This is a genomic window from Paraburkholderia sp. Cpub6 (assembly GCF_014201065.1).
In the GTDB taxonomy this organism is placed as follows: Bacteria; Pseudomonadota; Gammaproteobacteria; order Burkholderiales; family Burkholderiaceae; genus Paraburkholderia; species Paraburkholderia tuberum.
The window spans coordinates 47,102-70,383 of record NZ_JACHDM010000009.1 but is presented as its reverse complement, the minus strand read 5'-3'; the positions used below and the strand labels follow the sequence as shown (position 1 = coordinate 70,383).

The 23,282-nt window shown below is 62.3% G+C and carries 26 protein-coding genes, 1 tRNA gene and 1 pseudogene; 19 read left to right on the top strand and 9 right to left on the bottom strand.

The window, feature by feature from the left end; all coding sequences use genetic code 11:
* Positions 1–269: 269 nt before the first annotated feature.
* The 14 genes from HDG33_RS17535 to HDG33_RS17470 all read left to right on the top strand — a co-directional run bounded on the left by HDG33_RS17535 (position 270) and on the right by HDG33_RS17470 (position 13,883).
* A complete protein-coding gene (locus tag HDG33_RS17535) occupies positions 270–1,142 on the top strand; it encodes a xanthine dehydrogenase family protein subunit M (RefSeq protein WP_184031390.1) in 873 nt (290 codons plus the stop codon).
* A gap of 7 nt (positions 1,143–1,149) precedes the next feature.
* A complete protein-coding gene (locus tag HDG33_RS17530; RefSeq protein ID WP_184031389.1) occupies positions 1,150–1,638 on the top strand; it encodes a (2Fe-2S)-binding protein in 489 nt (162 codons plus the stop codon).
* Entirely contained in the window at positions 1,631–3,985 is a 2,355-nt protein-coding gene (locus HDG33_RS17525; RefSeq protein WP_184031388.1) for a xanthine dehydrogenase family protein molybdopterin-binding subunit, read from the top strand. Before HDG33_RS17530 ends, HDG33_RS17525 begins: the two co-directional genes overlap by 8 nt.
* On the top strand, positions 3,913–4,881 hold the full coding sequence (locus HDG33_RS17520) for an NAD(P)-dependent oxidoreductase (protein WP_311548339.1): 969 nt from the start codon (positions 3,913–3,915) through the stop codon (positions 4,879–4,881). Before HDG33_RS17525 ends, HDG33_RS17520 begins: the two co-directional genes overlap by 73 nt.
* 9 nt (positions 4,882–4,890) lie before the next feature.
* Positions 4,891–5,340, top strand: coding sequence for a CoxG family protein (locus tag HDG33_RS17515; RefSeq protein WP_184031386.1), 450 nt, complete (start codon positions 4,891–4,893; stop codon positions 5,338–5,340).
* Between the two features lie 44 nt (positions 5,341–5,384).
* Entirely contained in the window at positions 5,385–5,696 is a 312-nt protein-coding gene (locus HDG33_RS17510) for an NIPSNAP family protein (protein ID WP_184022539.1), read from the top strand.
* An 86-nt stretch (positions 5,697–5,782) separates the two neighbouring features.
* Positions 5,783–6,661: an SDR family NAD(P)-dependent oxidoreductase gene (locus HDG33_RS17505; protein WP_260330460.1), complete on the top strand. Its 879-nt coding sequence runs from the start codon at positions 5,783–5,785 to the stop codon at positions 6,659–6,661.
* 37 nt (positions 6,662–6,698) lie between these two features.
* Positions 6,699–7,649, top strand: a complete 951-nt coding sequence (locus HDG33_RS17500; RefSeq protein WP_184031384.1) for an SMP-30/gluconolactonase/LRE family protein — start codon at positions 6,699–6,701, stop codon at positions 7,647–7,649.
* Between the two features lie 503 nt (positions 7,650–8,152).
* Complete coding sequence (locus tag HDG33_RS17495; protein WP_184031382.1) at positions 8,153–9,286, top strand: alpha-D-ribose 1-methylphosphonate 5-triphosphate diphosphatase; 1,134 nt, start codon at positions 8,153–8,155, stop codon at positions 9,284–9,286.
* Between the two features lie 65 nt (positions 9,287–9,351).
* On the top strand, positions 9,352–10,251 hold the full coding sequence (locus tag HDG33_RS17490; protein ID WP_184031380.1) for a phosphate/phosphite/phosphonate ABC transporter substrate-binding protein: 900 nt from the start codon (positions 9,352–9,354) through the stop codon (positions 10,249–10,251).
* A 173-nt stretch (positions 10,252–10,424) separates the two neighbouring features.
* Positions 10,425–11,108: a phosphonate ABC transporter ATP-binding protein gene (locus HDG33_RS17485; RefSeq protein ID WP_260330459.1), complete on the top strand. Its 684-nt coding sequence runs from the start codon at positions 10,425–10,427 to the stop codon at positions 11,106–11,108.
* Positions 11,105–11,905 (top strand): phosphonate ABC transporter, permease protein PhnE, encoded by an 801-nt coding sequence (gene phnE, locus HDG33_RS17480; protein WP_184031376.1) that lies wholly within the window; start codon positions 11,105–11,107, stop codon positions 11,903–11,905. The genes HDG33_RS17485 and phnE overlap by 4 nt, the downstream gene beginning before the upstream one ends.
* 114 nt (positions 11,906–12,019) lie before the next feature.
* Positions 12,020–12,682: an acetyltransferase gene (locus HDG33_RS17475; RefSeq protein ID WP_184031375.1), complete on the top strand. Its 663-nt coding sequence runs from the start codon at positions 12,020–12,022 to the stop codon at positions 12,680–12,682.
* 184 nt (positions 12,683–12,866) lie between these two features.
* The gene (locus HDG33_RS17470) at positions 12,867–13,883 is read left to right on the top strand and encodes an aldo/keto reductase (RefSeq protein ID WP_184031854.1); all 1,017 of its coding nucleotides are present in this window, start codon (positions 12,867–12,869) and stop codon (positions 13,881–13,883) included.
* 131 nt (positions 13,884–14,014) lie between these two features.
* Here HDG33_RS17470 and HDG33_RS17465 read toward each other — a convergent pair whose 3' ends face one another.
* Positions 14,015–14,242 carry a hypothetical protein gene (locus HDG33_RS17465; RefSeq protein ID WP_260330458.1) on the bottom strand — a complete coding sequence of 76 codons (228 nt, stop codon included), beginning with the start codon at positions 14,240–14,242 and terminating at the stop codon, positions 14,015–14,017.
* A 74-nt stretch (positions 14,243–14,316) separates the two neighbouring features.
* On the bottom strand, positions 14,317–14,637 hold the full coding sequence (locus HDG33_RS17460; protein ID WP_184031373.1) for a DUF4148 domain-containing protein: 321 nt from the start codon (positions 14,635–14,637) through the stop codon (positions 14,317–14,319).
* Between the two features lie 326 nt (positions 14,638–14,963).
* Here HDG33_RS17460 and HDG33_RS17455 point away from each other — a divergent pair, with 326 nt between their 5' ends.
* The 4 genes from HDG33_RS17455 (at position 14,964) to HDG33_RS17440 (ending at position 18,165) form a co-directional block, all read left to right on the top strand.
* The gene (locus HDG33_RS17455; RefSeq protein ID WP_184031371.1) at positions 14,964–15,272 is read left to right on the top strand and encodes a putative quinol monooxygenase; all 309 of its coding nucleotides are present in this window, start codon (positions 14,964–14,966) and stop codon (positions 15,270–15,272) included.
* A gap of 344 nt (positions 15,273–15,616) precedes the next feature.
* Positions 15,617–16,255, top strand: coding sequence for a TetR/AcrR family transcriptional regulator (locus HDG33_RS17450; RefSeq protein WP_311548329.1), 639 nt, complete (start codon positions 15,617–15,619; stop codon positions 16,253–16,255).
* A 111-nt stretch (positions 16,256–16,366) separates the two neighbouring features.
* The gene (locus HDG33_RS17445; protein WP_184031367.1) at positions 16,367–17,320 is read left to right on the top strand and encodes a methyl-accepting chemotaxis protein; all 954 of its coding nucleotides are present in this window, start codon (positions 16,367–16,369) and stop codon (positions 17,318–17,320) included.
* A gap of 98 nt (positions 17,321–17,418) precedes the next feature.
* Entirely contained in the window at positions 17,419–18,165 is a 747-nt protein-coding gene (locus tag HDG33_RS17440; protein ID WP_184031365.1) for a GntR family transcriptional regulator, read from the top strand.
* 232 nt (positions 18,166–18,397) lie between these two features.
* Here the strand turns inward: HDG33_RS17440 and HDG33_RS17435 are convergent.
* The 7 genes and pseudogenes from HDG33_RS17435 to HDG33_RS17405 all read right to left on the bottom strand — a co-directional run.
* A pseudogene (locus HDG33_RS17435) lies at positions 18,398–18,705 on the bottom strand (DUF3772 domain-containing protein); the annotation flags it as partial.
* Between the two features lie 37 nt (positions 18,706–18,742).
* On the bottom strand, positions 18,743–19,129 hold the full coding sequence (locus tag HDG33_RS17430; RefSeq protein ID WP_184031359.1) for a nuclear transport factor 2 family protein: 387 nt from the start codon (positions 19,127–19,129) through the stop codon (positions 18,743–18,745).
* Between the two features lie 75 nt (positions 19,130–19,204).
* The gene (locus HDG33_RS17425) at positions 19,205–20,473 is read right to left on the bottom strand and encodes an MFS transporter (RefSeq protein ID WP_184031356.1); all 1,269 of its coding nucleotides are present in this window, start codon (positions 20,471–20,473) and stop codon (positions 19,205–19,207) included.
* A gap of 316 nt (positions 20,474–20,789) precedes the next feature.
* Positions 20,790–20,862, bottom strand: a tRNA-Lys gene (locus HDG33_RS17420).
* 48 nt (positions 20,863–20,910) lie between these two features.
* Positions 20,911–21,474: an Hsp20/alpha crystallin family protein gene (locus tag HDG33_RS17415; RefSeq protein WP_184031354.1), complete on the bottom strand. Its 564-nt coding sequence runs from the start codon at positions 21,472–21,474 to the stop codon at positions 20,911–20,913.
* A gap of 284 nt (positions 21,475–21,758) precedes the next feature.
* The gene (locus HDG33_RS17410; protein ID WP_184031351.1) at positions 21,759–22,166 is read right to left on the bottom strand and encodes an Hsp20/alpha crystallin family protein; all 408 of its coding nucleotides are present in this window, start codon (positions 22,164–22,166) and stop codon (positions 21,759–21,761) included.
* A 28-nt stretch (positions 22,167–22,194) separates the two neighbouring features.
* Positions 22,195–22,638 carry an Hsp20/alpha crystallin family protein gene (locus HDG33_RS17405; protein WP_184031852.1) on the bottom strand — a complete coding sequence of 148 codons (444 nt, stop codon included), beginning with the start codon at positions 22,636–22,638 and terminating at the stop codon, positions 22,195–22,197.
* 244 nt (positions 22,639–22,882) lie between these two features.
* Between HDG33_RS17405 and HDG33_RS17400 the strand changes: the two genes are divergently transcribed.
* Entirely contained in the window at positions 22,883–23,266 is a 384-nt protein-coding gene (locus HDG33_RS17400; RefSeq protein ID WP_090809669.1) for a hypothetical protein, read from the top strand.
* The last annotated feature ends 16 nt before the right edge of the window (positions 23,267–23,282 follow it).

Below are 23,282 nucleotides of genomic sequence, written 5' to 3'. Positions count from 1 at the left end.
GGATCGACGTCGAGCCTGTTCATGGAAATTTAGTCGTCAATTGACGATTTAATTTATCGGCGATATCCTCGTTGCCAATGCGATGGCTGAAGCAGTAGCTATCCCACGGGGTGAACAGCGCCGCGCACGCGGCTGGAGCGACTCATGAGCAGCGTCAAGCGAATCGGGAATGGCCGTCGTCGATTGCCTCGGTTATCGGCGGGCGGGGGCTGTCGCGGGTTGCCGGTCTTCGCCCGGAATTGCGGCCTGAGTCCGCGGGCGCAAGGCATATGAAACCCACCGCATTTTCGTATCACCGGCCGCACACGCTCGACGACGCACTGTCGCTTCTTGCTCTTCACGGTTTTGACGCCAAGCTGATCGCCGGAGGACAAAGCCTCGCGCCGATGATGAATATGCGCTTCGCGCAACCGGCGCACCTGGTCGATCTGAATGCGCTGCCTCAACTCAAGGGCGTCACGCTTGAACCCGATACGCTAGCGGTCGGCGCAATGACGCGCCATCACGAGCTGGCCACCAGCAACACAGTGCGCGCTGCTTGCCCGCTACTGGCTGAAGCGGCGGCGACGATCGGACATTACGCGATCCGACAGCGCGGGACACTCGGCGGCAGTCTCGCGCATGCGGACCCCGCGGCGCAATTGCCGCTCATTGCGAGCACGCTAGGCGCACGCATCGAGATTGTCGGGCCGGCCGGCAGCCGACAGGTGTCGGCGGCACAGTTTCTGATCGCGGTGATGACCACCGATCTGGCGGTCGACGAAATCATTCGCACGGTGCGCTTTCCGACGGCGTTGTCCGGCGAGCGGCATGCCTTCGAAGCATTTAGCCGACGGCACGGCGATTTCGCGATCGCGGCTTGCGCTGTCACCGCCGTGCTCGCGGATGACAGGTTCGCCTCGTTGCGGATCGGCGTAGGCGGTGTGGCAGATGTGCCGCTGGTGCTTGACGACCTCGCTGCGGGATTCGTCGGCGAAACGGCCGGTGCGCCGAGCGTCGGCAGGATTGCCGAGGCAGTCGCAAACGCCGTCGAGGTGCACGATCAGCCAGGCATTAGCGCCGCGTATCGGCGCGATCTCGTCAAGGCGCTCATCGCTCGAGCATTGCAGCGGATAACCGCTGGCGTTACGCAACCCGATTAGGCCGTTCATGGAAAAGACAGCAATTTATCTGAGTGTGAACGGTGCGCGCCATGATGTGCATTGCGAGCCTCGCAAGCTATTGTCCGATGTGCTGCGCGAAGATTGCCGGCTGACGGGCACGCATGTCGGATGCGAGCACGGTGTGTGCGGCGCATGCACCGTGTTGATCGATGGCCGCCCGGCACGCTCATGTCTGGCTTACGCCGTGCAGATGGATGAAGCGCAGATCACGACCATCGAGGCGGTAGCGCAAGACGGTCGTCTGTCGCCGCTCCAGCTCGCGCTGCATGAATGCCACGGTCTGCAGTGCGGTTTCTGCACGCCCGGCATCGTCATGACATTTGAAGCGTACCTGCGCGAGAACCCTTGGCCATCCGAGGCCCAGGTGCGCGAGGTGCTATCGGGCAATCTGTGCCGCTGTACCGGATATCAGAACATCGTGCGGGCGATCCTGCTCGCGGCCGAGCGGATGCGCGCGGAGACGGGCGATGTCTGAGCAGACGTTTCGTTACCTCAACAAAGCGACGCCTCGCACCGAAGACTATCGGCTGCTGACCGGCTATGGCCGGTATCTCGACGACATCGAGATACCCGGTGTCCTTCACGTGTGCTTTGTTCGCTCGCCGCACGCGCATGCGCGGATCGTCTCCATCGATATTCACGGCGCCGCCGCAATGCCCGGCGTCGTAACCGTCATCACGGGCGTGGAACTCGCGCAGTGGACTACACCGTTCCGTGTCGCACCACCCGTCGAAGGACTGAAGCCCGTCGAATTTGCGACGATGCCAGTGGACACAGTGCGTTTTCAGGGCGATCTGATCGCTTGCGTCGTCGCGACGGACCGGTACCTCGCTGAAGACGCTGCCGAGCAGGTGCTCGTCGAGTTCGATCCGCTGCCCGCGGTGACAGACATGTGGCAGGCGCTCGCGCCCAACGCGGCGCAAGTGGACCCGGCCGTGCCAGGCAACCTGGTCTCGCACCAGACCTACGTGCATGGCGACCCTGAGCGCGCCAACAGCCGGGCCTTCCGGATAGTCGAAGCGACCTTCCAGCAGCAGCGCCAGACCCATGTGCCGATCGAAACCCGCGGCTGTGCAGCGGTCTGGGACGCCGGACGGAACCACATGACGTTCCATATCGGAACGCAGGTGCCCCATCCTTTGCGCACTCAACTGGCGCAGCGCCTCAAGCTCGACGAGTCTCAGGTGACCGTGATGTCGCCCGATGTCGGCGGAGCGTTCGGACAGAAAATCGCCTTGTATCGCGAAGAGTTGACCGTTGCTGCGCTGGCTCGCCATTTGAAGCGGCCCGTGCGCTGGCGTGAGGATCGCCTCGAGAACCTGACGGCCGCCGCCAATTCACGTGAGGACTTCTGCCGCACCCGCGCAGCGGTCGATGAGCGCGGCACGCTGCTCGCTCTCGAACTCGAACTCCGCGAAGACTTTGGCGCCTATTGCTTCTTTCCTGCCAACTATCTGGCGCGCGTCGTTGCGATGATCCTGAGCGGACCGTACCGGCTGCAGGACTACGCTTTCGATGTGAAGGTCGTGCTCAGTCATAAATGCGGCAATGCACCGATGCGCGCGCCGATGTCCATCACCAGCTGGGTGATGGACGGCACGCTGGATGCAATCGCGCGGGAACTGGCACTCGACCCGGTCGAGGTACGCCGGCGCAACCTGCTGAGTCCGGCAGAACTGCCGTACCGCACTGCTACGGGAGAATGTCTGGACGACATCACGCCGACCCAGACGTTCGAGGCCTTGCTGTCGGCGCTCGACTACGCGGGCTTTCGCGAGCGCCAGCAGGCGGCGCGCGCAGATGGCCATTACCTGGGGCTTGGCCTGTGCAACGTGGTGGAACCGACCACGTATGGTTCGCGCTTCTATAAGGCCGCGGGAATTCCCGGTTCGGGGCACGAGGCAAGCTGGATCCGTATCGAACCAGGCGGGGTGGTGAACGCGTCGGTCGGTCTAGGGCCCAGCGGCCAGGGCTATGAGAGCGCGATGGCCAACGCGGTGGCGGAGGGCCTGGGCGTGCCGCCGTCGAGCGTGCGCATTCATATGGGCCACACTGATATCGCACCATACGGTATGGGCAGTCGTGGCGCCCGCAGCGGCACGGCAGGCGGCGGCGCGCTTTACCTGTGCGCACTCGACGCACGCCGCAAGGTGCTCGCGATCGCCGCCGGTTGCCTTGGTTTGCCTGACGAGCAGTCGCTGCGCCTGATCGACGCCAGAATCGAGCGTCGTCGCGCGCACGAGTGGATCGACACAGGTTTGACGCTTGCCGACGTGGCGCGGCGTGCGTATCTGGATCCCACTGCGTTGCCGCAAGGTTTGACGCCGGGCCTTGAATTTCACCTGACTTACGACCCTCCGGCCATGACCTATTCGAATGCGGCTCATGGATGCGAGATCGAGGTGGACGTCTTGACCGGCGCAATCCGTATCGCGCGTTACGTCGTCGCCGAAGACTGCGGCACGCTGCTCAATCCCACCGTGGTGGAAGGGCAGCAGCATGGCGCCGTGGCGATGGGACTGTCGGGCGCGCTGTTCGAGCAGATGCGTTACGACGACTCAGGACAGAACGTGACCGGCTCACTCGCCGACTACCTGATCGCTACTTCAACTGAATTGCCCAACTTCGAGATCATCCCGCTGCATACGCCTGGCAAGTCGACGGCGGCCGGCATCAAGGGGATGGCCGAAGGCGGGGTGATGGGAGCGATCGGCGCATTGACCAGCGCGGTCAATGATGCGCTTGCGCCATTTGGCGTCGTTGCCGACCGTCATCCACTGACTCCCATGCTATTGCGCGACTTGCTGCGCGACAAACTCTGAACGGACCAACCATCATGAATCAATCTACAGGCAAACGCGCGATTGGCTTTATCGGCCTTGGCATCATGGGTTTCTCGATGGCCTCGCGGCTCGCCGCCGCGGGCTATCCGCTGCATGTCTATAACCGTACGCGTGCGAAGGCTGAGCCGCTCATCGAGGCCGGCGCGACATGGCAAGCGACCCCGCGGGCGCTCGCCGAAGTATCGGACGTCGTGTTCACGATTGTCGGCACCCCCGCGGACGTCCGCACACTATATCTGGGCGACGACGGTCTGATCGCGCATGCGCGGCGCGACGCGGTGCTGGTCGACATGACGACGTCGAGTCCAAAACTGGCCGAAGAGTTGGCCGCGCACGCCGCTGAGCGCGGGGTGCACATGCTGGATGCGCCGGTATCGGGCGGCGACATCGGTGCGCGCGAAGGGCGCCTGTCGATCATGGTCGGCGGCGCAAGCGCTGTGCTCGCACGCGTGGAACCGATGTTGCGCTGCCTCGGCACCAACATCGTCCTGCAAGGCGGCCCGGGTGCGGGTCAGCACACGAAGCTGTGCAATCAGATCGTCATTGCGTCGACGATGATGGGCGTGTGCGAAGGGCTCGCCTATGCGCACAGCGCCGGCCTGGATGCCGACACCGTATTGAGCGCGATTGGCGGAGGTGCGGCGGGTGGATTCCAGCTGAACAACCTGGGGCCGCGCATTGCCAAGGGCGATTTTGCACCCGGTTTCTTCATCGAGCATTTCATCAAGGACATGCGGATTGCGCACGAGGAAGCGCGGAGCATGGGACGTGAATTGCCGGGTCTGGAACTGGTGCGCGTAATGTACCAGGAGTTGGCCGAGCGGGGCTGCGCGCGCAACGGCACGCAGGCGCTGTCCAAACTCTACGAGCGCTGAGCGGCGTCGATGAAGCTGACAGATCAAACCATCCTGCCCGTGCCCCCTGAAGCCGCATGGCGTGCATTGAACGATCCCGTAGAACTCGAAGCATGCCTGCCCGGCTGCAAAGCGCTGAAGAGGCTCGACGACCTGCATTTCGAATCGACCGTGCAGATTCGCGTCGGCCCGATGGCGGTGACCTTCAAAAGCAACGTCGAATTGTCGGATCTCGATCCGCCCAGGGCCTATACGATTGCCGGTATGGGCAGTGCAGGTGCGCTGGGCTTTGCCAAAGTCACTGCGCGCCTGCAGCTTGGAGCGCAAGGCAATACGACCGTGCTGGTGTACGACGCTGACGTCGAGATTGGCGGGAAGCTGATGAGCGTGGGGTCGCGCCTGATTCAGTCCGCCGCGAGCAAGAATCTCGACGAGTTCTTCAGCGCGCTGAAGGCGCACGTCGAAAGCCACGCGGTCTGAGGGCGGTGTGCTGCGAGAGAGTACCGATCGAAACAGAGGGAATCATGTTGGTAGAAATGCGTACATATCAGATTACGGCGGGAAAGACAGGCGAGTTCCTCGACATCTACGAGCGCGAAGGGCTCGGCATCATCGGTCAGTACGCCCGCCTCAAGGGTTGCTGGACGAAGGACTCAGGCACGTTGAACTCGATCGTATTCTGCTGGGGCTACGAGGACTACGCGCATCGGGCCGCGCAGCGCGCGAAACTCGCAGCCGATCCACGCTGGCAAGCTTTCACGCCGCGCATCCTGCCGTATCTCGTCCATCAGGAATCGGTATTTCTGTCGCCAGTGCCGTTTTGCCCAATGGACTGAGGTGAGTGACGAATTTCCCGGCTGCGCGACCTATCGACGTACCTGCCGTTTGGCGGTCTGCTTGTGAGGTGGCGGGCTGACGTTTTATGACGAATCAGAAAGGACTATTGATGACACACTTTACTTTCACTCCCGGAGCCGTCGCCGTCGTGACAGGCGGCGCTGCCGGCATTGGACTCGCCTCGGCGAAGCGGTTCGCGCAGCTCGGGCTTCGCGTGTGCATCGCGGATCTGGGTGAGGACCGCCTGGCGCACGCGAAGCAGGCGATTGCCAGCGTGGCTGCTGAAGGCGCGAAGGATGTACTGGCCGTCGAGACGGACGTCAGCCGCCTCGAAGACCTGGTCCGCCTCGAAGCAGCCGTTCGGGATCGCTTCGGCGGCACGGATATCCTCATGAACAATGCGGGGATTCAACCGGGTAGCGCCATGTTCGGCGCGGCGGCTAACTGGGAGCGGGTGCTCGACGTCAATCTATGGGGTGTCATTCGTGGCACTCAGACCTTCGTGCCCGCGATGATCGCGCGCGGACGCCCGGGCCTCGTCATTAATACCGGTTCGAAGCAGGGCATCACGACGCCGCCCGGCGACCCGGCTTATAACGTCTCCAAGGCCGGCCTGAAGGCGTTTACCGAAGCACTGCAGCACGAGTTGCGCAATACGCCAGGCTGCCGGATCAGCGCGCATTTGCTGATCCCTGGCTTTGTGTTTACGGAGCTTGCCGCGCAAGGTCGTACCGAGAAACCGGCCGCTGCCTGGACACCCGAGCAGACTGTCGATTTCATGATCGAGCGACTGGGTGCCGGCGATTTCTACATTCTGTGCCCCGACAACGATGTGCCTCGCTCCCTCGACGAGCGACGCATTCTTTGGGCTGCGGGAGACATTGTAGAGAATCGCCCGGCGCTATCGCGTTGGCATCCGGACTACGAGCAGGCGTTCGCAGCGTATATCCAAAAGAACGACTGACTTGCCCGCCCCGCAAATCGTAAGTGGAAGATGGGAGATGGTAGAGATTCCAAGGTGGCGACAGAGCGAAACCTATCCCGATCCGTCGGTGGAGGTCCTCGATCCGCGCTTTCTGAAATATCGCATTACCCATGCCGCAGTGGAGCGCCTTGCGACTGGAATGCGCTTTGGTGAAGGGCCCGTGTGGTTCGGCGACGGCCGCTACCTTCTATGGAGCGATATTCCGAACAACCGCATCATGCGATGGGATGAAGAAACCGGTGCGGTTGCGGTGTTTCGCAGGCCGTCAGGTTTCGCCAACGGCAACACGCGTGACCGCCAGGGGCGGTTGATCACCTGCGAGCATGGCAACCGCCGGGTGACGCGCACCGAGTACAACGGCACCCTGACCATTCTCATGGACCGTTTCGACGGCAAGCGGCTCAACTCGCCCAATGACGTCGTCGTCAAGAGCGACGACAGCATCTGGTTCACTGACCCGACCTTTGGAATTGTGAGTGATTACGGGGGTGTCAGGGGGGAGGCCGAACTGCCAACCCAGGTCTACCGCCTGGACCCGCGCTCCGGCGAAGCAGAGATCGTCGCTGGCGACATCGCCAATCCGAACGGCCTTTGTTTTTCGCCGGATGAAAGCCGCCTCTACATTGTCGAGTCCGGATCCACGCCAAGACGCATCCGGGCGTACGACGTCGAGGATGGCCGACGCCTCGTCAACGGCCGCATCTTTGTCGACGGCGGCGAGCACGGCGCGCCGGATGGCTTCCGCTGCGACACCGACGGCAACCTGTGGGCCGGCTGGGGTACAGGACCCGCGTTGAACGGCGTGATGGTGTTCGCACCGGACGGCGAGGCCATCGGCCGCATCGCGCTGCCTGAACGCTGTGCGAACCTGTGCTTTGGCGGCGCAGCGCACAACCGCCTGTTCATGGCCGCCGGCCAGTCGCTCTACGCGCTTTACGTGGATGCCAAGGCGGCCGTCCCAACATGAGCCAGTGTTGAGGCAGCCAGCTTCAGCATTGCGACTGCCCTCGATGCTCATCGACGACGAATGGCGTCCACTTGCGATGCCCCTGTCCACCTCGTCAATCAAGAATCTGTTCGATTTGCCGCTCCATTACAACGTCTACTCCGCGCTCGATTGAAACGCTCGGTGTTTGTTGTCGGTCGCTGTCATGGTCTTGTCATTCCGGTCGGGTGAAATGAATTCGCAGTTGTGCATGGTAGAGCGCGGACCGTGATGAACCCATTACGGTCGTGCTCGCGGAATCGGCCGGTTGGATCTTTCCCTAAACATCTAGACGTTTAGACGAAAGCGCGGCCAGCAACCGCTTTCTGGGCCGGCAGGAAACGCCCATGAAGCACGAGCGTCGCTTTCTGCCGGGCGGAGCGTCGAGATCGCGGACGCAACAGCACGACTCATCGCGTCGAATCACGACCAACGCTGCGTCGTACAGCAGCTCGCTAAAGCCGACACACATACGGAGCATGTCGATGCTGATCAGGAACGCTCGCGTCGTCACGCGGGACGAGGAATTTACGGGAACCTTGCGGATTGAAAACGGCGTCATTGTCGACCTTGAACGGGGCACGACGTCGGCGGCCGAAGCCGAAGACTGGAACGGTGACTATCTGTTGCCGGGCCTGGTCGAACTACACACAGACAATCTCGAGAAGCATCTGGCGCCGCGGCCGGGCGTGAGATGGAATATCGACGCGGCGTTGGTGATTCATGACGCACAGGTGGCCGCGGCGGGCATCACAACCGTATTCGATTCGCTCAGGATCGGCGCGCGTTCGGACGTCGACATGCACAGCCGGGATCTTCAGACGCAATGCGTGGAGGCACTCGCGCGCCTGTCCGCGTGCGAGTTGCTGCGTGCCGAGCATTTCCTCCACCTGCGCTGTGAAATCGCCGCCCCCGACGTCGTGAATGTATTCGATTCACTGTGCACGCATTCATTGCTGCGGCTCGCTTCGGTGATGGATCACACGCCGGGCCAGCGCCAATGGCACGATCGGGATCAATGGCGTCGCTGGCAGGAACGGCACGGCAAATTGACCGACGAACACTTCGCCGCAGTGATTGCTGAGCTTTCAGACGGACAGGAACGTTTCGCCGACCGGCACCGTCGCGAGATCGTTGCGCGCTGCATGGAGCTCGGCGTGCCGGTGGCGAGCCACGACGACACCGTAATCGAGCATGTTGAACAGGCAGCGGCCGAAGGCATCGTCCTGGCGGAATTCCCAACCACCCGCATCGCCGCGCAAGCCGCGCGCGAACACGGCATCGCAACGATTATGGGCGCGCCCAACGTCGTAAGAGGCGGATCGCACTCGGGCAACGTCTCGGCAATCGAACTTGCGAAAGCCGGACTGCTCGACATCCTGTCCTCGGACTACGTGCCCTCGAGCCTGTTGACCGCCGCCTTCGAACTGGTCGGCAAGGCCGGCTGGACGCTGCCGCGCGCGATGGCAACGGTATCCGCGGAACCCGCGCGCGCAGTGGGGTTGGACGACCGCGGCGCGATCGCCCCCGGTTTGCGTGCCGATTTTGTGCGCGTGCGGATGCACGATGCGCTGCCTGTGCCTCGCGCGACGTATCGGGCAGGCGAGCGCGTTGTCTGATGCCCGGAACAAAGCAATCCGTTGTTGAGTCGCCTGGTCTGTACGAAACATAAATTGAGGAAAATATGAAGGTATCCAACTTTTTATCTGCAGCAGCTCTGGCCGTGAGTTTTGTCTCCGTTACCGCACATGCAGCGGGTACGTGTCCGAACGATGGTGTGATTCGCTTTGGTGTCGAACCTTACGAATCGGCTCAGCGCATGCTGCCGGTCTATTCAGATCTCGCCAAGATGATTGGCGACAAGCTCGGCTGCACGGTGCAACTCTACGTCGCGACCAGCTATAACGCCGAGATCGAGGCAATGCGCAACAACAAGCTCGAATTCGGCGAATTCGGTCCCCTCGGCTACGTGCTCGCCCACCAGGTCGCGCACGCTGAAGCCGTCGCCACGTTCGCCGGCGAGCAGGGCAAGCCGGCCACTTACTACGCCTCCATCGTCACGTGGCCCGGCTCGGGCATCAAGACGCTGGGCGACACCAAGGGTCGCTCGTTCGCTTACGCCGATCCGGCGTCGACGTCCGGCCATCTGTTTCCCGCCTTCGGACTGAGCAAGAACGGCATCGATCCGGACAAGGGCGTAAAAGCGGTCTACGCGGGCAGCCACACGGCGTCGTTCGAGGCGCTGCGCAACCATAAGGTCGAAGCGGGGGAGCTGAACAGCGAAGAAATCGCCAGCGCCAAGCTACACAAGGAATTCGATCCTGCGGCTTACGTGACGCTGTGGAAATCGGAACCGATTCCGCTCGACCCGCTGGCCGTGCGCGGAGACTTGCCGGCGGATTTCAAGGCCCGTCTGGCAAGTGTGCTGAGTTCGCTCGATCTACGCCAATTACCGGAAGCCGATCAGAAGTTCCTGGCATCGAACCAGAACCCGGAACTGAAGACGGTGCCGCAAACGGATGCTGCTTATAACCAGATCCGCGATCTGGTTTCGACTCTTCACATCGACCTGGCAAAACTGTGAGCACTCTGTCCAGCACCTCGGGTGGCGTCCCGATAGATTCGGCGAGCCGGTTTTCAGCCGGCGTGTCGAGCCTACCCGGAGCAGCACTCCATACGACGCGTGGGCCCGGCGTAAAGCTGGCTGTCCGTGATCTGACGATGCGTTACGCAAATGGCCACACTGCGCTGCGCGGCATGAATGTGTCGGTCCACGCCGGTGAGCTGGTCGTGGTGCTGGGCAGCAATGGCAGCGGCAAGTCGACCTTCATGAAGTGCGTGGTCGGACTGAATCGGCCGACCGCCGGGTCGGTCGAGGTGGCTGGGCGCGATCTCGCCGCACTGTCGGGCAAAGCTTTGCGTGAGGCGCGTCTGCCGCTTGCGTTGATCTCGCAGAACGCCAATCTCGTGAAGCGGCGCAGCGTGCTGGCGAACGTCTGCTGCGGCGCGCTCGGCCGACACCGGACGCTGGCAACCGCGCTGGGTCGGGTGCCTCGCGAGGAGATCGATCCGGCGCTGTCCTATCTGGACGAGGTCGGCTTGCTGCATCTGGCGCGCCAGCGCGCCGGCACGCTTTCGGGCGGACAGGCGCAGCGCGTGGCGGTGGCCCGCGCGCTGGCCCAACGTCCTCACGTATTGCTCGCCGACGAGCCGGTCGCCAGTCTGGACCCCGAAGCGGCCGACGAAGTCATGCGGCTGCTGCGCCGCCTCGCCGACGAGGATGGTCTCGCGGTGGTGTGCGTACTGCACCAGCCCGAACTGGCGACGCGATATGCCGACAGACTGATCGGTCTGCGCGGCGGCCTGCTTGAATTCGATCGGACGGCGTCGGCCGTCTCCCGTCAACAGATCGCGAGCCTTTATTTGGCCGAGGCGTCATGAGCAAGGTTCTTGAAATGCGCGCATCGACGGGCTCGTCGAGCAGCCGGACCATCTGGTCGGTGTGTGCCGCCGTCGTGCTGTTCGCGCTGTTTGTGCAGGCGTGGATCGTCGTCCAGGCCCGTCCGCAGGATCTGGTTACCGGTGCCCACGGTATGGTCGACATTATTTCGCGCGCCTTGCCGCCGGCGTTCGATCAGTTCGTCCCGAACTTGTGGCCGGTTCTCGAAACGATCGATCTGGCGATTTTCGGCACGGTGTTCGGGGTGCTGCTCGCCTTTCCGCTGTCGATTCTGGCGGCCGCGAATGTCACACCCGCGCTGCCCCTGTACTACGCCGCGCGCGCGCTGATCGGCGTCACCCGGGCAGTGCCCGATCTGGTCTGGGCACTGTTGTTCGTCACGGCGGTCGGGCTGGGGCCGTTTCCGGGCGCACTTGCGCTTGCGGTCCATTCGGTCGGCATGCTTGGGCGGCTGTTCGCGGAAGTAATCGAAGACATGGATATGGGCCCCGTCGAAGCGTTGACGCTGACCGGTGCAGGGCGCCTGCAGGTGTTAAGCCATGCTGTCGTGCCGGGCGTGTTGCCCTCGCTGCTCGGCATTGGGCTGTTCCGCTTCGACGAAAACCTGCGCTCGTCGCTCGTGCTCGGCTTTGTTGGAGCAGGCGGAATCGGCTTCCAGTTGCTGACTGCAATGAACCTGTTCCAGTACCAGACGGTGTCGTTCCTGTTGATCGCCACCTTCGTCCTGGTCGTCTGTGCCGAACGCGTTTCCGCTTACCTGCGCAGCCGTGTCACCTGAACGCGGACCGCTCACCTGCGTCGCCGTCGCTCTATATGCCCTGGCGCGATCGTCATGGGAAGTGCGCAGCCGGCGGCCCAAGGTTCTCCTTATCATTGAAGCACGAGAATTGATATGTTGATCAATCATGGCGTCGGCGTCGATCCGTGGGCGCTCGGTCGCGTTCTGTCGGAGCATCCGGAAATCCATCCAACGGCGGTAGTTCGCGCCAGCGACTTTGGCCGTTACACCTATCTCGGTCCGCGCAGTCATGTCGCCGAATCCGTCATCGGCGACTACGGCTATGCGATGGGTGACAATCAGATCGCCCACGCACTCATTGGCAAGTTCGCCAATATCGCCACCGGCGTGCGCATCAACCCGCCCAATCATCCTTCGTGGCGTGCGACCCACCATCACTTTACCTATCGCTCGCGATCGTACGGATTGTCTCTCGACGACGACGTCGACATCTTGCAGTGGCGGGCGCAGGAGTCGGTCGAGGTGGGTCACGATGTGTGGCTCGGCCACGATGCCATCATCATGCCCGGCGTGACGATCGGCACTGGCGCCGCGGTCGGCTCAGGAGCCGTTGTGACCAAGGACGTTCCGCCGTTCGCCATCGTCGTCGGGGTGCCGGCGCGGGTGCTGCGTTTTCGCGTCGACGCGCGCATCGCGGAGCGCATGCAGCAGATAGCCTGGTGGGACTGGAGCGCCGAGCGCATTGACGCGGCATTGGCCGATTTTCGTGGGCTCACGGCGGCCGAGTTCGTGGAGAAGTACGACGGGCAAAAGTGAATGAATGGCCAAGCGGCCGTTTCTCCGCGACGGGCGGAGCCTTGCACGGCCCTAATGGTGCGTTGCCCAGACGAGGGTGCCAACTGTCGTCGCTTCAATCACCTGGTCTCGACGTGCCCGTCTCTATGGATGTGTCACGTGGAATTCCCAGGTTAGATCCTTCAAATTAACGGAACAGTCTCATATGGAATATCGCCAACTCGGCCGCTGCGGCCTGAAGGTTTCGACGCTGACGCTTGGGACGATGCTGTTCGGCGATCCGACCGACGAAGCAACCGCGGCACGCATCGTCGACCAGGCGCATGAACAAGGCGTCAACTCGATCGATACCGCCGACGTCTACGCTGGCGGTGAATCGGAGCGTGTCGTCGGGCGTTGCATCGCCGCCCGGCGCGATCGCTGGGTGCTGGCGACGAAATTTGCCAGTCCATTCGGCGATGGTGACGTCAATGCGCGCGGCGCGTCGCGCAAACACATGGTGCGAGCCGTTGAGGCCAGCCTCAAGCGCCTGAAGACGGACTATATCGATCTGCTTTACCTCCACGCTGAAGATCACGACACGCCGGTCGATGAAACGGTGCGCGCGCTAAATGATCTGGTCCAGGCCGGCAAATTGCGCTACTACGGCCTGTCGAACCATCGCGCATGGAAGATCGCCGAATTCAGTCATACCGCCCAGGCACTGGGTCTCGCTGCCCCGGTAGCCAGTCAGCCGCTCTACAACCTCGCGAATCGGCAGGCCGAGGCCGAACAGCTGACAGCCGCGCACCGTTACGGCCTCGGCGTGATTTCGTACAGCCCACTCGCTCGCGGCGTGCTGACCGGCAAATACGAATTGGGCGTGACGCCCGCGGCCGATACGCGTGCAGGGCGCGGCGACCGCCGCTTGCAGCAGGCCGAATGGCGGCCCGAATCATTGGAGCTGGCACGGCGCGTTCGCGAGCATGCAGAGGCGCGTGGACTGAGTGCGGGACAATTCGCACTCGCGTGGGTGCTCAACAGCAGCTATATCAGTTCAACCATCGCCGGACCACGCACCGTGGCGCAATGGGACGATTATCTGCCAGCCTTGAGCTATCGCCTGAGCGCCGAAGACGAAGACTTCGTCGACTCGCTCGTCACGACAGGCCACCCCTCGACGCCCGGGTTCAATGATCCCAAGCATCTTTTCTTTGGGCGGATTCCCCGGCACGGTTCGTAAGCCGGAGACGCACAAGAGAATTTCTAGAGTCGCGGCATTCCGAAGAGGTTCCGCCACATCGGACTGCTACGCATGCTATCGACAGCGTGCGCAACCGGGTCACCCCTCCCGGTTGCGCCCTGTGCAGGCCTTCAATTTGCGCCGTGCGCCATCGTTGTCGCGACGAGTGCCGGCGTGGCAGCCACTTGGGCGAGTTCATCGCTCGACCATCCGCCGCCCAGCGCATGCAGCAGTTGTACGTTGGCACTTGGCTTGCGTGTCTGGATATCGAGCATGCTGCGTTGTGCTTCGAGTGCGACGGTCTGCGCCTGCACGACATCAAGGTAACCTACAGTCGTATCGTTCAGGATGATCGTCACTCACCTCTCGATGAAGATCGCTTTAGGTGGAGAGTCAAGCGACGATTCACGGATGACATGCACATGAAGGTGCATCAGTGACCAAAGTAGATCGAGTGAGTACCTGCGGGCGTCGACGGCGCACCCGACTGCGAGGAGCCGTTCATTGACACTCCGCCGACTGCCATGCTGCTCGGCGTCGTGGCATCCTGCGCGTGAATACGCGCCTCCGCAGCCTGAATATCGGCTGGATAGTGCAAGTCATTGGCGCTCGGGCGATACCCGGCCTGTTCGACTTGCACCAGGTCCGCGCGCACTTCGGCGCGCGTCAGCGGGGCAGTGACGTCCTGTGCAAAGGAGACTGCGGGGACGACGAGTGCGCTGGCAACCAACGCTGCATAGATCAGAGTCTTCATGGTGAATTACCTCTCAAGTTAATTGTGGTCAGCTTCCAGCACGATGAATGAAGCCTGGGGTCTCGCCGCGCCACCGCCGCGAGGGTGAGTAAGCTCTATTGTCCGCAGATGGGGTGACGCGAGGCTGACCTCTGCATTACGCCGCGGTCATGTTCAGATAGGCAAGAGCGTGCTGAGCGTCGCGATGTAGTGACGGATCGAATCGCTGACGAGCCACGTCGGAAGTGCGGTCCGAACTCGATGAGGCTCTATCGGCAAACGTACGCAAACGCGGCTATGATTGCACGCGGCGATCGGCGCCGAAACAGAAAAGGAGAAGTACCCGGATGATCCATGTCATTGCCACAATCACTGCACAGCCCGGTCAACGCGAAGCCGTGCTGGCGCTTTTCAACAAGAACCGGCCGGCGGTGTTGGCCGAAGAGGGGTGCATCAGCTACGAGGCCGTCATCGACGTACCTGAGTTCGGGACGATTCAGACACCGCTCGGCAAGGACACGTTCGCTGTCATCGAGCGCTGGGAAAGCGCGGAAGCGTTGAGGGCGCACGGGGCCTCCGCGCATATGGCCGAATATGGACACAATACGCGCCTGTTGCTCGTGAGCCGCGTCATCAACGTGCTTCAGGCTTGCTAAAGAGAGCGTTCGTGGCGGCCCGCCATCGGCTGGGCGGGATTCGATGCCAATGCGGGCGCCGTCACGCCGACTCCCATCACGATGCCTCCGTGGCAACGCGGACATGGACGAACATCCGGTTCCAGGTTAGTTGCCAGCAGCAAGGACGACGCTCGCTTCGCAACGGCTGAGATAATGCGAGGGTCATGCAGGGCAGCGCGGGACTGCCGCCCACGCCCGGGGTGTATACTTTATCAAAACGTAAATCGTCATGTGATGATAACAGCTATGATCCGAGAGCTTAGGGAGCTATGAAGACCAAAGGGACTATCGAGAAGCCGAGCCGTGGAACCGGCGCCGACCGCGTGCCGGTCAAGCGGCCGATGAAAAAAGCGCCGCAGCGTTTGCCGCGCGCCGAGCGTCAGGCGCGCGTGCTGGAGAAGGCCGCGGAATATTTCGCGGAGCATGGTCTCGGCGCGCAGACCCGCGCCATCGCGGAAGCCTGCGGCGTATCGCAACGCTTGTTATATAGCCTGTTCCCGAGCAAGGCCGCTTTGATTGATGAAGTCTACAAGCGGGAAGTCGTCGGAATCTTCGACGCAATCTGGTTCGTTCAATTGCAAGACCGAAGTGTGCCGATTGAAAGCCGACTCAACCGGTTTTATTGCGAGTACTATGACACGCTCCTGACGCGCCGCTGGCTGAGGCTCTTCCTTTATTCGTCGCTCGAGGGCCTGCACACCGCGCCAGCCTATACGAACGCGATCGTCAGCCATGCGCTCGAGATCATCGTCACGGAGACCGCGTATGAACTGGGTCTACGCATGCCCGCCGACCCGACACAACTGGGCGAAGTGGGTTGGCTGTTACATGGCGCCGTGTCTCATCTGGCGATTCGCCGCCGCATCTATTCGAATGAAAACAGCATGCCCGCCGCAGCCGTGATTGCCATGCACGTGCGCGCCTTCCTGACGAGCCTGCCGAGCCTGCTGCCTGCGCTATAGCGCATTGCGCGTCGGCGCAGGGCGGCTCGCCGGTGTTATCGCTGCGATCGCCCGAGTCGTCTCCACCGCAACTCGTCAGGTGACGATATATTCATGAGAAATTGAGCTGCGTTGCCACGCAGGCGCCGTGGCGGTTGCTCATTTCAACTCGCGGCGGATTATGACGAGGCGGCAAAGCCGCTTGCCGCCGTCTACGCGCAGCGCACCGACATCACCGCAGCCGAGCGCGCTATCTATTCGCGCGTGATCGCGGCGGGCAACAAGGCCACGCCGTTTATCGACGAGGTGATTGCACGGCAAACCTCCGGCGACACCGAAGGGGCACGCACCGTGCTGCTCCAGCAAGCGCGCCCCGCGCTGGTCGAGTGGCTCGCGGCAATCAACCAGTTGATCGACTTTCAGGAAGCACTGAACCGGCAGGGCGGCGCCGAGGCACGCCGGATAAGCGTCGATTTCCGCTTGATGATGCTCGCGCTGACCGGGCTTGCGTGCGTGATCGGTCTTGGCGTTGCGGTGCTTGTCGTGCGCAACATAGGCCGGTCGCTCGGCGCCGAGCCGCGGGAGCTGATCGTGTTCGCCGATGCGATCCGGCGCGGCGATCTTTCCCAGCGCGCCGAGTTGCGCACCGGCGATACGGGTAGCGTGATGGCGACTGTCGTGCGGATGAGAGAAGCGCTCGCGGACATCGTGGGACAGGTGCGCGATGGCGCCGATGCAGTCGCCGACATGTGTCACGCGATTGCCGCCGGCAATGCCGATCTTGGCGCGCGCACCGAGCTCCAGGCCAGCGCGCTCGAGCAGGCCACCGGCGCACTCAAGGAATTCGACGCGAGCGTGGCCACCAACGCTGCGAACGCGGGACACGCGGACGAGCTTGCCAGGCACGCCTCGGAAACAGCTGGCGAAGGCGGCATGGCGGTCGGCCGGGTGGTGGAGACGATGCATGGGATACGGGCGTCGTCGGCGCGCATCGCGGAGATCATCTCGGTCATCGACGGGATCGCGTTCCAGACCAGCATCCTTGCGCTGAATGCGGCGGTCGAGGCCGCGCGGGCAGGCGGCTGATGTCCGTGCGATGCCGGTTTTTTCATCGCGTGTTGACATGGCGCGTTCGGGTCGGACAATAATCTCAGTCCCGACACTCGCCAACTCAGGTTCCAAGCGTGAACGACATCACCGGCATTCCCCCCTCGCGGGCTGATCATGTCTATGTCAGTGTCCGCGAAGATATCTTCGATATGCGCCTGCTGCCCGGCGACCGCGTGACGGAAGGCAGCATCGCCGAGCGCTTCGGCGTGTCCCGTACGCCTGCGCGCGAGGCCTTGCAGCGCCTGCAAGGCGACGGCCTGATGCGCGGCTATGTGCGCGGCGGCTGGGAAGTCGTGCCGGTCGATTTCAAGCGCTTCGAAGACCTGTACGAAATGCGCAAGCTGATTGAAACCTTTGCGGTCTCGAAGCTTGCGAGTGCCGAAGGAGAGCTCTCCGAAGGCGTCGCACAGATGCTCGGTCAGCTCGAACAAATCTGGAAGATCCCGCCTGCTCATCGTCGGCGTGACGGCCGCGAGATGGTCGCGCTCGACGAAGCATTTCATCACGCCCTCGTGCAGGCCGCCGATAACGCCGAGCTGACCAATGCGATGCAGCGCGTGACCGATCGCATCCGGGTCGTGCGGCGGCTCGATCTCGTGTATGGCGACTGCATCGACGAAACCTACGACGAACATGTCGCGATCCTCGATGCGATTCGTAGTCGCGAAACGGATCGTAGCGTTGCGTTGATCGCGCGCCATATCGAGGGTAGCCGCGTTGCGGTGCGCACCTTGACGGGCGAGCGCCTGCAACGCGCACGCACTGCAATGGGGCCGAATGCGGTCCCCTATGCACCACCCAGATTGCGGGGCACCAGGTAGCGACATCGCCGCGCATACCGAGCCGTGCGAAACCTATCTGGCGCGCATGAGCGGGCGACTCGCGTGCTGGCATGCTTCTCGCGTTAGTGATCGACGATCTGCAGTCCGAGAAGCATTATTAGTCCGAGCGGACCGCGTGAGTTGGACGCACTATGCCGCCGGATTTTTCGACGAAAACGCGCTGATCCCGCCTGGTTTCTTGACCTCCAACTCGTTCCTGCTCCGGTGGACGCTAGACCGATAAGCTGGTTGTGGCAAAGGCGGCGCGACTCTGGTCATGCAGATTCCCGACCATAACGGTTTGCGGCTTCGACAGTGGGATCTTCGCCGCACGTAATCGCTTGAGGATTTCGAACAGCAGATCGCTCTTGATATCCCCCGTGATCCGGGGCTGCGGACATAGCTGGTGACGCTCAGCGTGATGCCGTCGGGCGTCAGTTGACTGAAAATGATCGATGGCGCCGGATGGTCGAGAATCGACGGGTGCGCCTGATAGGCCCCCAGCAGAAGATCGCGAACCTGTTCAGGATCGGTGTCCAGGCTTACCCCGAGATGGACGGCAAGATAGGGATCTGCGTCAATCCGGCAAGCGCCCAGAATGGAGATGCAGCAGTTTCCAGCCGCCCTCGCGTTTGACCCAGATTTCAGTTATGAGCGCGCGAATGTTGAGCTCAGATCCATCGGTCCTGCGCACCAGGGATTGCTCGAGATGGCCCGTCGTGATCACTGTGTCTGGCAGGAACCTATACGCGAGCGGTTGCGGACGCACGATTTGACGCACCTTGATCTTCTCGGTAAGGAAGGACAGATACTCCGACTTGCCGTGAACGTAGCCAGATGAATGGACGAACGTCAGATCGTCGTCGAGTAGCGACGCGAGTTTGAGCAGGTCTCCAGCCACCGTGGCGTCGCAGCGCTGTTGTTCCAACGCCTCGACGGCGGCCTGAATGGACGCATCTTTCATCGTAAATCTCCCGGAAATACTGCATGGATACCTCTTGTCAGAGACGGTGCCGGCCGCGTCGTGGCTCGATTCGGCTCAACGCAACAGTTCGCCGCTCAGTCCATCTGTCTTCGAAGGCGACCCGGCCCGAGACTTTCCCGTCGGCAACCCATAGCTCGCAAGCAGCGCGACCGTGCATGCGGCGATGACATACCAGGCTGGCGCTGCCAGGGAGCCGGTCATGCGAATCAGCATGGTCGCCAGCAAGGGCGCAAAGCCGCTGAATACGACAACGGCCAGGTTGTAAGCCAGCGCGATTCCGCTGAATCTGACCTGGACAGGGAATTGGTCGGCGAGCACCGACGCCCATGTCCCGCTTGCCAGTGAAAAAACCAGGCCGGCAAGCACAAACAGCACCACCGGATTGACGGTGTGACTCGCCAGCGCTTCATAGAACGGGTAGCTCAATGCGATCAGCAGCGCCGCTGACGCTCGAAGCAGGTACCGGCGTGGAATTTTGTCCCCGAGCCAGCCTGCGGCGAGGAGGCCGAGGGAACTGACGATCAGATAAGCGTTCTGGGCAACTGCCGCGGTCCGTGGTGCATAGTGCAGTTGCTGGACGAGGTAGGCGGGCATGTGGCCATAAAGTATGCCGTTGACGCCGGCCATCACGGCGATCGCCAGTGCCCCCGTCACGACCGCTTTGCCATGACGTCGCAAGGTCTCGCGAAACGGCTGTTTGACGACAGCTCCTTGCATCCTCTTGAACTCGGGCGACTCGTCCAGATTACGGCGCATCAGGTAGGAAGCGATCCCGCAAACGCCGCCGAAAAGAAACGCGATCCTCCAGCCATACGCCGCCGCGTCCGTGGCGGACAGGTAGGTCTGGATGCCGAGGTTGACGAATGTGGCCAGCAAAACACCCAGGTTCACCGCGCAGATAATAATGCCCGCGGCGAGCCCCGCCCGATGCGGCGCGGCTTCCACTGCATAGGTAATCGCGCCGGGCATTTCTCCGCCGACGCAAAAACCCTGAAGCATGCGCAGCAGGATCAACAGGATCGATGCGGTCATGCCCCAGCTCTGAAAGTTGGGCAGCAGACCAAGACAGATCGTCGCGTTCGTGACCACAATGATTGAGCCGAGAAACACTGGACGCCGGCCATACCGGTCGCCCCAGCTACTGAGCACAATTCCGCCGAGCGGTCGGATCACGTACCCGATTGCGAGCACGGAGAAAGTAGCCAGCATGCTGACCAGCGACGAACTCACCTGCGGCAGCGCCCCTTTGGCTGGCGCGGACTCGCGCCAACGCCACTTAATCTTTGGAGGTACGGAACTGAGATCAATGGTTGCGGAAGACATGTCGACGTAGACGAATTCCGGGCGAAAGCGATGCCGAGGGCGACAGTTCCAACAGATGGTGAGGGAAGCGTATTCCTCCTGCTTGTCCTTCCTGTTGAGGTAGCGATTCGGGTGGCGTCTTTCAACAGCTCAGCGGGGTTTCGCGCAGTCTATGGAAATTCTGCGAGGTTGGTTTCGGTCGTCCAGCTACACGCTGACGAGAAAGTTTCCGCAAGCCGGGCTCGAGCCGATGCGCTCATCCGGCACCCCGTGACCGGCCACCGGCTATCCAGCCTTGTCGCGCGTGCAAAGGTCCGACTCAAGCGAGCCGACGGGGTAGGCCGTACTGGATTCGAACCAGTGACCAACGGATTAAAAGTCCGCTGCTCTACCAGCTGAGCTAACGGCCCGGCTCGCCCGATGTCCGCCGCGACCAGGGCACTTCTTGCCTGGTTGCCCTAGCCGATATCGATCGTGCGACTCGTGGATCGCGCCGGCTCCGATTTTGGCACGGTCAACGTGAGCACCCCATTGTCAAACTTTGCCAGGGCGTGATCGGGGTCGGCGTTTTCCGGCATCGGGATTGTGCGCATGAAGCTTCCATAGGCGCGCTCGAGCCGGTAGCAGCCGTCTTCCTCGCTGCGTACGTCCTGTTTCTTTTCGCCGCGCAACACGATCGCCCCGTCCTCGACGCTCACACTCAGGTCTTCGCGCTCCATCCCGGGCAGCTCGGCGGTCACGCGCAACACCTGCCCTTCGTCGACCACGTCGATGCGCGGCTGGAAGCGCGATGAACTGAAGTCGCCAAACCATCGTTCGAGCGCGCCGCGACCTGCAAACGGGTCATGGAAGAACTCTTCCAAAGCACGCCACGGTTCGCGTGCGAACAGCCGCGGAATGTCAGGCCACGGGGCACGCCACTGTTCGTTCGCCGGGGGGCTTTCCGGGCTGTCCGCATCGGACTTGCGGGCCGCCCCGCGTAGGAACTTGAAGGGATTCCACTTTTTCGGATCCGTATTCATCGTATCCTCCTCTACAGTCTGGCCGGAGAACCGGATTCCTGTCATTGCGCTGAAGTCGCGACTCTGCCCTCGACATTCCGGACTGCATCTGCGGAACGCCGCCACGGCCGCCTCGCGATCCGCGGCGCCTCCTGAGCTCCGTACCGGCACCGCGCCGTATGCTGAGCGTGCGTCCGCGCCAGCATTCATGTATGACGTCCGCATCCAGGCCTCCGCAGTCAGTAGGTGGCGGCCAGACGACCGCCACCGGTTTTCTCCCTGTCGTTGCTGCCCACCTGCCGACTTCAGTCCGTCCGCACCTCGATCCGGCGCGGCCGGGCTTCGTCGCGGCGCGGTATCGTCAGTTTCAGCACGCCGTCTTTCAGGTTCGCATCGATTTTCGTTGCGTCGAAGTCAGCCCCAAGAGCGAACGCCCGCGCGAAATGCGGCTGGCGGATCTCCGCATGTTGCAGGCGCAGCCCCGCAGGCGTGGGCACCACCGCCTCGGCCTCGATGTACAGGTTGCCATCGTGTACCTTCACATCAAGGCGGTCCTTTGTAACGCCGGGCAGATCGGCCCACAGGGTGATGCCCTGGCTGTCCTCGAAGATGTCTACGGGCGGCGTTAGCGTGATCGGGCGTTGCGACTGCTCGTCTTCGCGACGGGCCACCGCCGTTTCGTCTTTCCTGGCAAGTTCTGTCGTGTCGTTCATGATGTCCTCCTCAGTTCTGCGACCGGTTTCATTGAACAGCGATGGCCCGCGGCTTCGACGTCTCCCGCTTGCCGATGCTCACGGTCAGGCAACCATTGGTGTACTGCGCCGTGACCTTGTCAGGGTCCGCATGCTGCGGCAGTTCAATGACGCGCCGGAAGGTGCCGACGAACCGCTCCTGCGCATAAGTACGCACGTCGTCGCCGGCCGCTTCCGGCTGTCCTGTCTGGCGCTCGCCGCTGATGGTCAGCAGCCCTTTGTCGATGGATACGTCGAGATGCGCCGGATCGATACCGGGCGCGAACGCAACGATCTCGATAGAGTCGTCGGTCGAACCGATGTTGACCTGCGGGAAGGCGCCCAGGCGCCCCGAGCGGATACTGGACGGGAAACCGCCGAAGAGGCTCGCCATCTGCCGTTGCAGACGGTCGAACTCGCTGAAAATGTCGGTCCCGAAGTAGAGATCACTCATGATCGTTTCCTCCTTGGATGCAGCAGGGAAACGAACCGGCATACGCGCTCCAGTCCGTCTGCCATGCTGCGGCAAACAAATCGAAACACGCAGCGCGCCGGAATGCCGGCGCGACTGCCTGAGCGATATTCAAGATAGGACTGAAAACAGAAATTTCAAGTGGGCCATGGCGACTTTTTGTTCTTGAATTTGGATTGCCACACCCCTACGTTCACGACACCCTGCAACACCATGCGAGGACACCATGGAATTCGAATACGATTGGCTCACTCTTGGGCGTCACCGTATCCGGTTGCGCTCAACAAAGGGGTTCCCGACTGAGACGATGCGCACGGCGGTCGAGGTCATCCGGCTGGCGATCGACAGCAACATGAGTGCCCGGGCGCGGCTGGTTGAAGTGGTGTTCCGTCAGGAGTCCGCTTACGAGATTGCTGTCGGCACCACGTTCGCCGACGACCGGCTATGCGCGCCCCAGCTGGAAGCGGCGATCGCGACGGTCCTGGGCCTGCAGCCCGCGCAGATCACTATTTTCGTGACCGTGGTCACCCAGGAAGAGGTCGATCTGCACTTTGGTGTCTACGAAAGGATGCTGGCTGAAAAGCTCGGCGTGGTGCCGCTGATCCAGTGACGTCGCGGCAGGCAAG